This is a genomic window from Cupriavidus sp. 10L45 (assembly GCF_056395225.1).
The window spans coordinates 13,112-26,837 of sequence record NZ_JBFTJC010000004.1; the positions used below are offsets into that span (position 1 = coordinate 13,112).

The window sequence follows — 13,726 nt, forward strand, 5'->3', positions numbered from 1 at the left end:
CCGTGGCAACCCCTCCGGTCGCATTATTCAGTGCGATATATACAGCGGACGCGACAAGATGACATTCTGCGCACGCAATATTTCCGTAATAAGTCGCAGTGGGGCAGCATCACGCACATCCAGCCTCTGCTGACACAAATTTCGAAAACTACGCGACCTGATCCATCGTTAGAATGAAACGGCCCTTAACTCGGAGTTGCCATGAAACGCCATCCCATTGCCGTGACGGAAACGACACCAGAGGGCCTAGCTGCCCTCGTCTATCACCTTGCCCATGGTGCCAGCCAGGGGCAGCTCGACCCGGAATTCGTGCGTAAGCTTGCCAAGCGCGTTGGCAAGGAGCTGGAGGCCATGGAAGCCGCCGACATGCTGTCGCCGCACGACAAGACGCAGTTGCATCAGGCCATCAACACGCTGTGCCACACCGCTGAAGCCGAAGAGGGTGCGATGTTGACCAAGGCGCTGGAGCGCCTGCGCGCCGAGGACGCGAGCCACGCCCGTCCCATCTGATCCATTTCCGCGCCGCCCCCAATACCGAACACAAAAAGCAGAACGCCCCTTCCCGCCAAGCCGGGTAAGGGGCGTTGTGCTTTCCGGCAGGACGAGGGGAAAGGCCTCGCCTGCCGGCTCTCGCTCAAGCGTGGTGCTTAGAAGCGATGACGCACGCCGACGACTGCGCCGGTCTGGTTCTGGCCGGCCACAGCCGTGCCAACACCGCTCAGGCCCAGGTTGGACGTGCCCTTGTTGCGCACGTAGCCAACGTTCAGGTAAGCGTCCGTACGCTTCGAGAACGAGTAGTCGGCCGACAGGACAAACATCCACGGATCGTTGCCGCTGTCGTTGGCATCGGTGTAGTACGCGGCGCCGGTCAGCGACAGGGCCGGCGTCACGCGGTACAGGCCGCCGAGCCAGTAGACGTTGCTGCGGGTCGCTGCCGTGGCTGCGGTAGCGATGCCGTCATCGCGCATCCAGCGGTAGCCGGCAAACACCTTGGCCACGCCGAAGTCGTACGACGAGCCCACGGCCAGGCGCTTGGCAGCGCGGTCGGACGTAGCCGACGTGGCGCCCTGGTACTGGTCATACGCCGTGCCGATCGAGAAGCCGCCGGCGGTGTAGGCCACGCCTGCGCCCACGTTGCGGCCAGCCTTGTAGTCGCCCGGCAGTTCGCCCGGCGAGCCAGCCACGGCGTCACGGCCCGTGCTGTAGAAGGCCGTGGCGGTCAGGCCGCCGAACTTGCCGGTGTACTTCAGGGCGTTGTCGGCGCGGCCGTTGAAGCCCGAATCGACGCTGTTCAGCGAGTAGCGCGGGCCCACGCCCATCGGGTCATAGGCACCGAACAGGTCGTACAGCGAGTTCTGCTGGCGACCCAGGGTCACGGCGCCGAAGCTGCCTTGCAGGCCGACGAAAGCCTGGCGACCGAACAGGCGGTTGCCCTGGCCGGACACGCCGGTGTCAATATCGAAGCCCGATTCCAGGGTGAAGATGCCCTTCAGGCCGCCACCGAGGTCTTCCACGCCACGCAGGCCCCAACGCGAGCCGGACAGGTTGCCCGAGTTCATGCGCACGGCCGTCTGACCATTGCCGCCCGGCACGTGGGTCGCCACTTCTACGCCGGCGTCGACGATGCCATACAGCGTGACGTTGGATGCGGACTGGGCGAGGGCTGCGCCGGACGTTGCGCAGGTAGCGGCTGCCGCCAGGGCAAATAGAGCTTTCTTCACTGTGGTTTCTCGTTTTGTTAAGACATTGAGATGCTTCCCCGTTCCGGTCGCGGCGCGCGCGCGGCGGCGCCTTGCTGGACCAGATGCCCGTGCGGGTCTTTGGGGGGCGAGGCGGATTGTTACAACCCAATATGAAATGAATGTGTCGTAGGCATTACTGCAACACCCCACTACCGGGGGATACGCGCACGCAAAACATGCAAAATCCGGGTTTTCCCGACCCGGGTTTTGGTAGGATTCACACCTTTCGAGATTGGCGTGTGAGCGGACCGGATGTGATGCGGACGCAACATGTCTGCGTCATGCCCCTGGACCCCATCAGAAGACCTGTCAAGCCAAGGCTTGCCGCTCCGCTGGCTCGACTGCGCACCCACCTGCAATCGCGGTGGCTGCCGGTCTTGCAACCGGCAATCCAGCGGCTGCGCCGGCCCACCCGGCGCGAAGTCCTGCTGGGCCTCGCGGCCATCCCGGCGCTGTTCCTGCTTTATCTGCTGGTCCTGATTCCGTTCACGCCGGGCATCAGCGACATCCGCAAGGCCAAGTCCGAACAGCCAGCGCAGGTACTCTCCGCCGATGGCAAGGAACTGGCCGTCTACCGCTGGGCCAACCGCGACTGGGTCGGGCTCAAGGACATCTCCCCCAATGTCATCGATGCGCTGATCGCCACCGAGGACCACCGCTTCTACCAGCACCACGGGCTGGACTGGCGCCGCACCGCCTCCGCCGCGTTCCACACCTTCTCGGGCGACCGCCAGGGCGGCTCCACCATCACGCAGCAGCTGGCCCGCAACCGCTATCCCGAGGACATCGGCCGCGCGCCCACCATGACGCGCAAGCTCAAGGAAGCGATCACCGCGTTCAAGATCGAGGCGCTGTATTCCAAGGACGAGATCCTTGAGACGTATCTCAATACGGTGCCCTTCCTGTACAACGCGTTCGGCATCGAGATGGCCGCGCGCACCTATTTCGACAAATCCGCCGACAAGCTCGACGTGCTGGAAGCCGCCACGCTGATCGGCATGCTCAAGGGCAACAGCTACTACAACCCGGTGCTGAACCCCGAGCGCGCGCTGGAGCGGCGCAACATCGTGCTGGCGCAGATGGTCAAGCGCGGCAAGCTCGACGCCGGCCGCTTCGAGACGCTCAGGAAACGGCCATTGCGGATCGACTTCGAGCGCCAGACCGAGGCCCCCGGCCCGGCCGCCCACTTCGCCCAGCAGCTACGCAAATGGCTGATCGGCTGGGCCGATCGCAACGACTACAACCTCTATACCGATGGGCTGGTCGTCCGTACGACCATCGATTCGCGCCTCCAGGCCATGGCCAACCAGGCGGTCACGCGCCAGGGCAACCAGCTTCAGTCGATTGCCAACGCGGCCTGGGCGCCGCGCGCGGGCTGGGCGGAAAGCCGGGCGCTGGTGCAGGCCTTCGTGCGGGAGACGCCCGAGTTCCGCAACGCCGTCGCCAGCGGCCAGAGCGAGGAGGACGCGCTCAAGCGTCTCTTCGCCGACCGCGCGTTCATGCAGGCGCTGCGCCAGCAGAAGACGCGCGTGCAGGCCGGCTTCATGGCGCTGGACCCGTCCACGGGCGCCATCCGCGCCTGGGTCGGCAGCCGGGACTTCACGGTCGATGCCTTTGACCACGTGGCCCAGGCGCGCCGCCAGCCGGGCTCCACGTTCAAGCCCTTCGTCTATGGCGAAGCCTTCGCGCACGGCCACGCCCCCGAGGAAACGCTGTTCGACAACCCGGTGGAAATGCAACTGGCCGGCGGCGAGATCTGGCGCCCGACCGACGAGTCCCCCGCCACGGGCCGCGCCCTGAGCCTGCGCGACGGGCTGGTCTATTCGAAGAACACCATCACCGCGCAACTGGTGCAGGCCGTGGGGCCAGACCGCGTGGCGCGGCTGGCGCGGGCCATGGGCGTGCGCGAGAGCAAGCTCGATGCCGTACCGTCGCTGGCGCTGGGCACCAGCCCGGTCACACTCAAGGAGATGGTGTCGGCCTACGGCACCATCGCCAACGGCGGCCTGTACATCGCGCCGACCATGGTCACGCGCATCGAGGACCGCGAAGGCAATGTGCTGGCGCAGTTCCGCGAGCCGTCACCCGAGCGTGCGCTGTCGGCCACGGCCACCGAGACGCTGGTCGATGTGATGCGCGATGTGATCGACCGCGGCACCGGCACCGCCATCCGCAGCCGCTACGGCATCCGCGCCGACGTGGCCGGCAAGACCGGCACCACGCAGGACAACGCCGACGGCTGGTTCATCCTGATGCACCCGCAATTGGTGGCGGGCGCCTGGGTGGGCTTCAACGACAGCCGCGTGACGCTGCGTAGCGACTACTGGGGCCAGGGCGCCCATAGCGCGCTGCCCATCGTCGGCGATTTCTACCAGCGCGCGCTACGCACGCGGGTCATCGACGGCCGCGCGCGGTTTGCGGAGGCGGACGAGAAGACCTGGTACACGTCGATCACGGGGCAGGTGCGTGGCTGGTTCCAGCGGCTGTTCGCTTCGAACAAGTCTGATCAGGCGCCGGCCACCCCGCGCCCGTCGCCGCGCCGGCCGGTACTGCCGGCCACGGAGGCGGAGGCCATGCCATCCGGAGGTTCGGGAGGTTCGGGGGGAACTGGTGCCTCTGCGGCGATGGCTGGGAACAGTCAGGCAGGCGGGGCAAATACCGAGCACGGGGAAGCCGCCGAGCCCGGCATGGCGCTCGATGCCAATGAAGTCGTCGAGGTCATCCCGGCATCGGAGCCAGAACCGGTGATGGCTTCTGCGCCAGGCGCGCCGATCGGACCCAGCGCACCCTCCCCGCTCCCTGCGGGCCCGTCGATGGCGCCGGCGCCCGTCCGCTAAGGACGGCCGGGCTTACTCGCCGGACCGCAGGCGCATGGCTGGGTCGGTGCCCGGCTCGGACACCTTGTCGCCCGGCAACACCTCCACCGGGCCGGAACGGATCACGCGCAAGGCGTCTTCCGAAATCGTCAGCGGCGGCTCGGCCGTGGGCCGTGCCAGCAGGTAGCCCTGCGCGTAGTCGATGCCAAGGTCGCGGCAGATGCGCAGATCCGCTTCCTGCTCGATACCCTCTGCCACCAGCGCCGTGCCGCTGCTATCGGCCAGCCGGCGTATGGCGCGCAGCGCCTCCAGCTGGAACGGCGACGTCGCCACGCCATCCACCACCACGCGGGCGATCTTCACGTAATCAGGTTTCAGGGCGATCCACTGCCCCAGGCTGGCGTGGCCGGTGCCGTAGTCGTCCAGCGCGAACTGGGCGCCGCGCCCACGGATGGACTCCACCGCCCGCGACAGGCTATCCAGCGAGCCCAGCGGGGCCTGCTCGGTCAGTTCGATGACGATGCGGTCCGAAGTAATGCCGTGGGTTTTCAGGAAGGCGCGCACTTCGTCGCGATGGCTGTCCACCTCGCGAATCGAATCCGCGCTGTAGTTGATGAAGAGCTTGCCGGGGAGCCCGGCGCGCATGAACGCGGCAATACAGATGCGTGACGCCAGCCGCTCGAGCCGCACCAGACAACCCAGACGCGCCGCTTCAGCGAACAGCGCAACAGGGCTCTCCAGCGGCGTCCCGGCGGGACCGCGGATCAGGGCCTCGTAGCCAATGATCTCGCCATTGGCGAGCGACCCGATCGGCTGGAAGACAGGCCGCAGGCGTTGGTGTTCGAGGCAATCGGCAATAGTAGGCGTCAGAGGTCGCGACAAGGGCTTGCACTCAAACTGGCTGTGGATCGTGCTGTGGGCAAAAGCCACTCCCACTGTTGGCTAACGGCGCGCCCAAGACGCAACTTGATCCCCCACTTGCAGGGGGGATGCCATGCAGCGTGCACTTTGCGTCACACCGGTGCCGTACCCGCGACAAGGCGGCGGTCCATGCGCCCGGTCCGGCATATTCCCGATCTTGTGTGGCAATTTTGTGACGAAAGGCGCATGGGTGCTGTCATGGCGGCGTCATGAAACGGCCGGAGAATCCACCCCGATTCAACAGGCGCAAGCCCGCCGGGCCTGCCGCAAATGCGGCACCGCAGCGACGGAATACCTTGACGCCTGATTTTTTGGCGCTTCAATGAAAACGTTTTCATTGCTCGCCGACTACCCGCCGAACCTGCCCATGCCCAACGCCCGCCGTTCCGTTTTGCTGTCTGCCGATACCGAAGGCGAACGCGGCAATGGCGTGACGCTGGCGGACGTGGCGCTGGCCGCCGAAGTCTCGTTGGCCACGGCCTCGCGCGTGTTCAGCCATCCGCAGCTGGTGCGGGAGACCACCGCCCAGCGCGTGCACGAGGCCGCGCGCCGGCTGGCCTTCCGGCCCAACCTGCTCGGCGCCAAACTGCGCTCGCAGCAGACGCGCATCCTGGGCGTGATGCTGCCCACGCTGGAGAACGCGGTGTTCGCCGAATGCTGGGCCGGGATCGAGGAAGTCTCGCTGGCCACCGGCTATTCGCTGATGCTGGTGACCAGCGGCTACGACTCCGCCCGCGAGCGCGAACGTGTGGAATATTTGCTGCGCCACCGCGTGGACGGCATGGTGCTGACCGTCTCGGACGCCGCGCAGAGCGCCGTGCTCGACCAGCTCGACAGTGAAGGCGTGCCCTACGTGCTGGCCTACAACCAGGCCAGCCCGGCCGGCCAGCGGCACTCGGTCTCCGTGGACAACCGCACCAGCGCCTGCGAGGGTGTGAACGCGCTGATCGCTGCGGGCCATCGGCGTATCGCGGTGGTGTCGGGCGCGTTCATGGCGTCCGACCGCGCCCGCCAACGGTTTGCCGGCTATGAGGATGCGATGCGCGCCCATGGCCTGCCGCCGCTGCCGCCCGTGAACCTGCCCTCCCATACCGCCAGCCATAGCGAGCGGATTGGCACGCTGATGGGCGGCGCCACCGCGCCCACCGCGTTCTTCTGCACCAACGACCTGCTGGCGATCGGCGTGATTTCGGATCTCAAGCGCCTGGGCCTGCGCGTGCCGCGCGACGTCTCCGTGCTCGGCTACGACGGCATCGCGCTCGGCGCACTGGTGGAGCCGCCGCTGGCCACCGTGGTGCAGCCCAATACCGACATCGGCGCCACCGCCGTGCGCCTGCTGCTCAAGCGCCTGCACGCCGGCACGCGTCCGGAGGCGCTGTCCGCCTCCGCCCCGAGCGTGACCCTGCTGCCCCACGCGCTGCGCGTGGCCGGCACCGTGGCCGCGCCGCCTGCATCCTGACCGATCGCCTGACTGACCGTTTCGCCTGCCGCCCTGCTGTCCTTATCCAATCGATCTCAAACCCGGGAGCCTGACATGACAACGCAATTTTCCTGGCGCCGCCCGCTGCGCTGGCTGGCCACTGCCGTGGCGGCCACCGCCTTCGGCGTCGCCTTCAGCCAGGGCGCGGCCGCGCAGACCGCCATCTGCTACAACTGCCCGCCCGAATGGGCCGACTGGGCCGCGCAGATCCGCGCCATCAAGGAAAAGACCGGCGTGACGGTGCCGCTCGACAACAAGAACTCGGGCCAGGCGCTCGCGCAGCTGGTGGCAGAGCGCGCCAGCCCGGTGGCGGACGTGACCTACCTCGGCGTGACCTTCGGCATCCAGGCCAAGGCCGACGGCGTGACCCAGCCGTACAAGCCGGCCCACTGGGCCGACATCCCCGAGGGCCTGAAAGACCCGCAGGGCAACTGGTTCGCCATCCACTCGGGCACGCTGGGCTTCATGGTCAACGTCGATGCGCTGCGCGGCAAGCCCGTGCCGCAGTCGTGGGCCGACCTGCTCAAGCCGGAGTACAAGGGGCTGATCGGCTACCTGGACCCGTCCAGCGCCTTCGTCGGCTATGTGGGTGCCGTGGCCGTGAACCAGGCCCTCGGCGGCTCGCTGGACAACTTCGCGCCGGCCTACAAGTTCTTCAAGGACCTGCAGAAGAACCAGCCGATCGTGCCGAAGCAGACCGCCTACGCCCGCGTGCTGTCCGGCGAAATCCCGATCCTGCTCGACTACGACTTCAACGCCTACCGCGCCCGCTACAAGGACCGCGCCAACGTGGCCTTCGTGATTCCGAAGGAAGGCTCGCTGGTGGTGCCGTACGTGATGAGCCTGGTCAACAACGCGCCCCACCCGGCCGAGGGCCGCAAGGTGCTGGACTTCGTGCTGTCGGACGCCGGCCAGGCGCTGTGGGCCAACGCCTACCTGCGCCCGGTGCGTAACGTGCCGATGCCGAAGGACGTGGAAGCGCGCTTCCTGCCGGCCGCCGACTACGCCCGCGCCAAGCCGGTCGATTTCGGCAAGATGGCCGCCGCGCAGAAGGTGTTCAGCGAGCAGTACATGAAGGAAGTACGGTAAGCATTTGCAGCTTGCCGCGTGTGTTCTCCCCTCTCCCGCTCGCGGGAGAGGGGAGAACACCAATCTTGGACCAATCCGCCCCCGTCACTGCCATGACCAAGCGATCTCTCCCGCTGTTCCTGTTCGCCCTGCCCGCGCTGGTGGTCTTCCTGGCGTTCTTCTGCCTGCCGATGGCGCGCCTGATCGAGGTCAGCGTCACCGGCAAGCAGGGCGCGGGCGTCTACTGGACCGTGCTGACCAGCGCGCGCTACCTGCATAGCCTGCTGGTGACGGTGGCGCTCTCCGCCGCCGTCACGCTGGCCACGCTGGTGATTGCCGGCATCGCCGGCACCTTCCTCCAGCGCCACCCCGTACCCGGCAAACCCGTGCTGGTGGCCATCCTCACCTTTCCGCTGGCCTTTCCCGGCGTGGTGATCGGCTTCATGGTCATCATGCTCGGCGGGCGCAACGGCCTGCTGGCGATGGTCGGCGACGCGCTCGTCGGCGAGCGCTGGACCTTCGCCTACGGGCTGGCCGGGCTGTTCGTCGGCTACCTGTATTTCTCGATTCCGCGCGTGATCCTGACCGTGATGGCCGCCGTGGAGAAGCTCGACCCCTCGCTCGAGGAAGCCGCGCGCTCGCTCGGCGCCAGCCCGTGGCGCGTGGTGCGGGATGTCATGCTGCCCGCGCTGATGCCGGCCATGCTGTCCAGCGGGGCGATCTGCTTCGCCACCAGCATGGGCGCCTTCGGCACGGCCTTCACGCTCGCCACGCAGCTCGACGTCTTGCCGCTGACCATCTACAACGAGTTCACCAACTACGCCAACTTCGGCATGGCCGCTGCGCTCTCGCTGCTGCTCGGCGCGGTCACTTGGGCCCTGCTGGCTGTGGCGCGCTGGATCTCGGGCGACGCCGTCGCCGCCACCGCATGAGTACCGCGAAAAAAGCCATGAAGAAGCCGCCGATGACCGCACCGCGCCGCCGCGCCGGCTACTGGCTGCAACTGGCGCTCACGCTGGCCGTCTGCCTGTTCATGACCGTGCCGGTGGTGCTGTCCGTGCTGGCCGGGCTGACCAACAACATCTTCGTGGGCCTCTCCAGCGGGCTCACCACGCGCTGGCTGCTGGAGGTCTGGGCGCTCTATCGCAACACCATCTTCCTCTCGCTCGGCATTGCGCTCGCCTGCCTCGCCTGCACGCTGGTGATTGGCGTGCCTGCCGCCTACTACATGGCGCTGCGCCGCAACCGCGTGACGCGGCTGATCGAGGAACTGCTGATGCTGCCCGTGGCCGTGCCGGGGCTGGCCACCGCGCTGGGGCTGATCCTGCTCTATGGCGGCTGGCAGGCGCTGCGCACGAGCTGGGTGTTCATCCTGATCGGCCACGTGCTGTTCACGCTGCCGTTCATGGTGCGGGCAGTGCTGGCCATCCTGTCCGCCATCGACATCCGCACACTGGAAGACGCCGCCGCCAGCCTGGGCGCCACGCGGCTGCAGCGCTTCTTCACCGTGGTGCTGCCGAACTGCCGGCAGGGCATCCTGGCCGGGGCGCTGATGGTGGTCACGCTGTCCGTGGGCGAGTTCAACCTGACCTGGATGCTGCACACGCCCACCACGCAAACCCTGCCGGTGGGGCTGGCAGACAGCTATGCGTCGATGCGGCTGGAGATCGGCTCCGCCTACACCATCGTCTTCTTCGTGATGATCATTCCGCTGCTGGTAGCGATGCAGGCGTTCAGCGCCATGGGCGCCCGCGCGCGGCGCCATGTATCAGAACCTGCCGAGCCGGCCACCGCCCCACTCCCCGCCGCCACGCCCGTAACCGCCTCCGCCGAGACCCGCCATGCATGAGCCCACCCCGATTCGCCTGCGCCAGTGCGCCAAGACCTTCGCGGATGGCACGCTGGCCCTGCAACCGCTTGACCTCGACATCGGGGCCGCCGAGACCGTGGTGCTGTTGGGGCCGTCCGGCTGCGGCAAGACCACCACGCTGCGCATCATCGCCGGGCTGGAGCAGCCGGACGCGGGTGGCGAGGTCTGGTTTGGCGAGACCCGCGTGACCGACCAGCCGATCGAGCAGCGCGGCGTGGGCATGGTGTTCCAGAACTACGCGCTGTTCCCCAACATGACCGTGGCCGAGAACATCGGCTATGGCCTGCGCGTGCGGCGCGTGGATGGTGCCACGCAGCGCCGGCGCGTCGGCGATATGTTATCGATGATGCACCTCGAGCCGTTCGCCGACCGCCGCGTGGACCAGCTCTCCGGCGGCCAGCGGCAGCGCGTGGCCCTGGCGCGCGCCATCGCCGTGCAGCCGCGCGTGCTGCTGCTCGATGAACCGCTGACCGCGCTGGACGCCAAGCTGCGCGACGCCCTGCGCGCGGACATCAACCAGCTGCTGCGCAGCCTCCATATCACCGCGGTCTACGTCACCCACGACCAGGCCGAGGCGATGGCGCTGGGCGACCGCATCATCGTCATGGACCGCGGCCGCATCGCCCAGTCCGGCACGCCGCAGGAGATCTACCGCGCGCCGGCCAACGCCTTCGTGGCGGACTTCATCGGCACCATGAACCACCTGCCCGCGCAGGCCGAAGCCGGCCTGTGGCGCGTGCCAGGCGGCAGCGTGCCGATGGGGCCGCCCAGCGACGCCCCCGCGACGCCAGCCGCGCGGCTGATGTTCCGGCCCGAGGACGTGGCGCTGGTGCACGCTGATAGCGCCGATCGCGCCCATGTGGAAGGCACCGTGGTCACCGCGCTGTTCCTCGGCAACCACACACGCCTGCTGGTGGACGTGGGCGCCGCCACGCCGCTGATTGTCGATACCGCGCGCCGCGACGGCTGGCCGGCTGGCGCGCGCGTCGGCCTGCGCATCGACACCGCCCACCTGATCACCCTTCCCGACGCTGCATGACCGCTCCTTCCCCCTATCTCGTCGCGCAACTGAGCGACCTCCATATCAAGGCCGGCGGCAAGCTGTCCTACCGGCGGGTCGATACGGCCGGCGCGCTCCATCAGGCCATCGACACCCTGCTGGCGGCCCCGCAAATCCCCGATATGGTCATCATTACCGGCGATCTGGTCGACTTCGGCAGCGAAGACGAATACCGCTTCCTGCGCGACATCCTGCAACGGCTGCCGATGCCGGTGCGGCTGCTGCCCGGCAACCACGACCACCGCACCACGCTGCGCAAGGTGTTCCCCGACCACGCCTACCTGTTCGACCACGGCGACGGCGAGGCGCCCATCCACTATGCGATGGCGGCGGGCCCGCTGCGGCTGGTCGGCTTCGACTGCACCGTCCCCGGCCAGCCCGGCGGCCGGGTGACGCCCGAAGGACTGGCCTGGCTCGATGCCACGCTGGCCGCCGCGCCGGCCCAGCCGACGCTGCTGATGCTGCACCATCCGCCCTTTGTCACCGGCATCGGCCATATGGACCAGCAGGGGCTCGACAACGCCGCCGCGCTGGAGGCCCTGATCGCCCGGCACCCGCAGGTGGAGCGCGTGGTCTGCGGCCACCTGCACCGCCAGATCACGCGGCGCTTTGGCGGCACCATCGCCATCACCGCGCCGGGGCCGGCCCACCAGGTGGCGCTGGACCTCGATCCGCAGGCCGCCTCCCGCTTCCGCATGGAGCCGCCCGGCTACCTGCTGCACTGGTGGCACCCGGCCCACGGGCTGGTGACCCACCTCGCCGCCAGCGGGGACTACGGCCCGGCGCACCCGTTCTTCGACGCCAACGGGCGGCTGATCGACTGATCCGGCCCGGAAACCGCAAGACACACTAATAGATATAGGGAGATGAACAGGAGATGAGCGGGGCGCGGTTGTCATGCGCCCGCCACCTTGGGTACCATCGTCGGCTTACCCAACTTCCGGATCGCGGTTCCGCATAACGGAACACGACGACCTGCTTCGACATGGATCTCCTGCTGCTGAGCAATTCCACCTCCGACGACGGCTACCTCGTGCACGCGCACGCGGCCATCACGGAACTGGCCGATGGCCGTACCGACGCGCTGTTCGTCCCCTACGCCGGCGTCACGCGTGACTGGGACGCCTACACCGAACAGGTCCGCGAGGCGCTGGCGCCCATCGGCATCACCGTGCGCGGCCTGCACGCCGAGGCGGACCCGCTGGCGGCAGTCAACGCGGCCACGCTGATCGTGGTGGGCGGCGGCAATACCTTCCGCCTGCTCCAGGTACTGCGCCAGCAGGCGCTGCTGGCCCCGATGGCCGCCCGCGTGCGCGCCGGCGCCGCGCGCTATATCGGCTGGAGTGCCGGCTCCAACCTCGCCACGCCCAGCATCCGCACAACTAACGACATGCCCGTGGTAGACCCGGGCGGCCTCGACGCCCTCGGCCTGATCCCGTTCCAGCTCAACCCGCACTACTACAACCTCGTGATCCCCGGCTTCCGCGGCGAAACCCGCGACCAACGCCTGGCCGAGTTCACCACCCTCTCCCCCGACACCCCCGTCCTCGGCCTGCCCGAAGGCAACTGGGTCCGCGTGTCGGGTAATCGCCACACTTTGCACGGCCCGCATGCGGCGCGGTGGTTTTTGGGGGATCGGACTTGGGATGTGGCGGCGGGGCCATTGGCAGCGCCTTGACTTCATAATCGGCGACCATTGGGCTGTAGAGATCTCTACAGCATTGAAGCAGGGCCTACGACCCATTAAGCTGGGCGCATGACTGCTCTTCAATTCGCTTCCCCCTGGGTGGTGCTGGTTGTCAGCCTGCCCACCTCGGCCGCCACCGCTCGCATGCGATTCTGGCGCGGCATCAAGGCGTTGGGCGCGGCGGCATTACGCGATGGCGTCTATGTCGTGCCCGACGTCGCAGGCTTGCGAGACCCGTTGCAAGCCCTGGCCACAGACGCGACCAGCGAGGATGGCAAGGTCTGGACGCTTTCCGTGCAGGCCACCGACACACAGCAAGATGCCGAGTACCGCGCGTTGTTCGATCGGACTCCCGAATACGCCGACTGGATGGCCGAACTCTCCCGCGCCCGTGCGACGTTGGCGGAAACGGACGAAGCAAGCCTCCTACGCATGGCTCGCCGGTACGGCCGTGGATTCGAAGCGATCCGCAAGATCGACTTCTTCCCGAATGAGGCCTCGGCCCGCGCCGAAGCACAGTGGCGCGATTTCAATGCGGCCATCGACATCATGCTGTCGCCGGGCGAACCACAGGGCATGGCGGGCAGCATTCCGAGACGCGACCCAAGCCAATACCAAGGCCGACGCTGGGCAACGCGCCGGCACCTCTGGGTGGACCGCGTTGCCTGTGCCTGGCTGATCCGGCGCTTTATCGATCCCCACGCCAACTTCCTCTGGCTGGAGGACGTTCGCCAATGCCCAAAGGAGGCGCTGGGGTTCGACTTCGATGGTGCGACATTCACCCATGTCGGCGACCGGGTCTCCTTCGAGGTGCTGCTCGCCAGCTTCGGGCTCGACGAGAACAAGGGACTGGCGCGCGTGGGCCAGATGGTTCACGTACTGGACATCGGCGGGACACCCGTTGCGGAGGCCAGTGGTTTTGAAGCGGTACTGGCAGGCGCACGCGAGCGCCTGCCCGATGACGATGCGCTACTGGAGGAGGTAGGGAATGTCCTCGACTCGCTCTATGCGCACTTTTCCAGCGCGCGCAAACGCTAGGTCGTTGCCTGCTGCCAGACTGCCGGACCGCTCTCCACGCAAGC

The 13,726-nt window shown here is 67.7% G+C and carries 12 protein-coding genes; 10 read left to right on the forward strand and 2 right to left on the reverse strand.

Going from position 1 to position 13,726, the window contains the following annotated elements; translation table 11 throughout:
• Positions 1-201: 201 nt before the first annotated feature.
• Positions 202-510, forward strand: a complete 309-nt coding sequence (locus tag AC1DFU_RS08125) for a hypothetical protein (protein WP_092295057.1) — start codon at positions 202-204, stop codon at positions 508-510.
• Between the two features lie 137 nt (positions 511-647).
• Here the strand turns inward: AC1DFU_RS08125 and AC1DFU_RS08130 are convergent, their stop codons facing one another.
• Positions 648-1,721 (reverse strand): porin, encoded by a 1,074-nt coding sequence (locus tag AC1DFU_RS08130; RefSeq protein ID WP_092295055.1) that lies wholly within the window; start codon positions 1,719-1,721, stop codon positions 648-650.
• Between the two features lie 302 nt (positions 1,722-2,023).
• On the opposite strand from AC1DFU_RS08130, the gene AC1DFU_RS08135 reads away from it, so the two are divergent.
• Positions 2,024-4,579, forward strand: coding sequence for a penicillin-binding protein 1A (locus AC1DFU_RS08135; protein ID WP_441592693.1), 2,556 nt, complete (start codon positions 2,024-2,026; stop codon positions 4,577-4,579).
• 12 nt (positions 4,580-4,591) lie between these two features.
• Here AC1DFU_RS08135 and AC1DFU_RS08140 read toward each other — a convergent pair whose 3' ends face one another.
• Entirely contained in the window at positions 4,592-5,440 is an 849-nt protein-coding gene (locus AC1DFU_RS08140; RefSeq protein WP_255370827.1) for an EAL domain-containing protein, read from the reverse strand.
• A 406-nt stretch (positions 5,441-5,846) separates the two neighbouring features.
• Between AC1DFU_RS08140 and AC1DFU_RS08145 the strand changes: the two genes are divergently transcribed.
• From AC1DFU_RS08145 to AC1DFU_RS08180, 8 genes are all read left to right on the forward strand, one after another.
• Positions 5,847-6,938 (forward strand): substrate-binding domain-containing protein, encoded by a 1,092-nt coding sequence (locus AC1DFU_RS08145; protein WP_092295125.1) that lies wholly within the window; start codon positions 5,847-5,849, stop codon positions 6,936-6,938.
• 75 nt (positions 6,939-7,013) lie between these two features.
• Entirely contained in the window at positions 7,014-8,048 is a 1,035-nt protein-coding gene (locus tag AC1DFU_RS08150) for an ABC transporter substrate-binding protein (RefSeq protein ID WP_441592694.1), read from the forward strand.
• Positions 8,049-8,140: 92 nt separating this feature from the next.
• Positions 8,141-8,959 (forward strand): ABC transporter permease, encoded by an 819-nt coding sequence (locus tag AC1DFU_RS08155; RefSeq protein ID WP_092295123.1) that lies wholly within the window; start codon positions 8,141-8,143, stop codon positions 8,957-8,959.
• 32 nt (positions 8,960-8,991) lie between these two features.
• On the forward strand, positions 8,992-9,876 hold the full coding sequence (locus tag AC1DFU_RS08160) for an ABC transporter permease (RefSeq protein WP_092295121.1): 885 nt from the start codon (positions 8,992-8,994) through the stop codon (positions 9,874-9,876).
• Complete coding sequence (locus tag AC1DFU_RS08165; protein ID WP_092295051.1) at positions 9,869-10,936, forward strand: ABC transporter ATP-binding protein; 1,068 nt, start codon at positions 9,869-9,871, stop codon at positions 10,934-10,936. The genes AC1DFU_RS08160 and AC1DFU_RS08165 overlap by 8 nt, the downstream gene beginning before the upstream one ends.
• Positions 10,933-11,781 carry a phosphodiesterase gene (locus AC1DFU_RS08170; protein WP_441592695.1) on the forward strand — a complete coding sequence of 283 codons (849 nt, stop codon included), beginning with the start codon at positions 10,933-10,935 and terminating at the stop codon, positions 11,779-11,781. Before AC1DFU_RS08165 ends, AC1DFU_RS08170 begins: the two co-directional genes overlap by 4 nt.
• 161 nt (positions 11,782-11,942) lie before the next feature.
• Complete coding sequence (gene pepE / locus AC1DFU_RS08175) at positions 11,943-12,635, forward strand: dipeptidase PepE (protein ID WP_441592696.1); 693 nt, start codon at positions 11,943-11,945, stop codon at positions 12,633-12,635.
• A gap of 78 nt (positions 12,636-12,713) precedes the next feature.
• Positions 12,714-13,682: a chromate resistance protein ChrB domain-containing protein gene (locus tag AC1DFU_RS08180; RefSeq protein ID WP_441592697.1), complete on the forward strand. Its 969-nt coding sequence runs from the start codon at positions 12,714-12,716 to the stop codon at positions 13,680-13,682.
• Positions 13,683-13,726 lie beyond the last annotated feature (44 nt).

Excerpts from the sequence above, each read along its gene's own strand:
- AC1DFU_RS08135 (WP_441592693.1), top strand. The coding sequence starts at position 2,024 with ATGCCCCTGGACCCCATCAGAAGACCTGTCAAGCCAAGGCTTGCCGCT.
- AC1DFU_RS08145 (WP_092295125.1), top strand. The coding sequence starts at position 5,847 with ATGCCCAACGCCCGCCGTTCCGTTTTGCTGTCTGCCGATACCGAAGGC.
- pepE (WP_441592696.1), top strand. The coding sequence starts at position 11,943 with ATGGATCTCCTGCTGCTGAGCAATTCCACCTCCGACGACGGCTACCTC.
- AC1DFU_RS08155 (WP_092295123.1), top strand. The coding sequence starts at position 8,141 with ATGACCAAGCGATCTCTCCCGCTGTTCCTGTTCGCCCTGCCCGCGCTG.
- AC1DFU_RS08125 (WP_092295057.1), top strand. The coding sequence starts at position 202 with ATGAAACGCCATCCCATTGCCGTGACGGAAACGACACCAGAGGGCCTA.
- AC1DFU_RS08165 (WP_092295051.1), top strand. The coding sequence starts at position 9,869 with ATGCATGAGCCCACCCCGATTCGCCTGCGCCAGTGCGCCAAGACCTTC.
- AC1DFU_RS08180 (WP_441592697.1), top strand. The coding sequence starts at position 12,714 with ATGACTGCTCTTCAATTCGCTTCCCCCTGGGTGGTGCTGGTTGTCAGC.
- AC1DFU_RS08150 (WP_441592694.1), top strand. The coding sequence starts at position 7,014 with ATGACAACGCAATTTTCCTGGCGCCGCCCGCTGCGCTGGCTGGCCACT.
- AC1DFU_RS08170 (WP_441592695.1), top strand. The coding sequence starts at position 10,933 with ATGACCGCTCCTTCCCCCTATCTCGTCGCGCAACTGAGCGACCTCCAT.
- AC1DFU_RS08160 (WP_092295121.1), top strand. The coding sequence starts at position 8,992 with ATGACCGCACCGCGCCGCCGCGCCGGCTACTGGCTGCAACTGGCGCTC.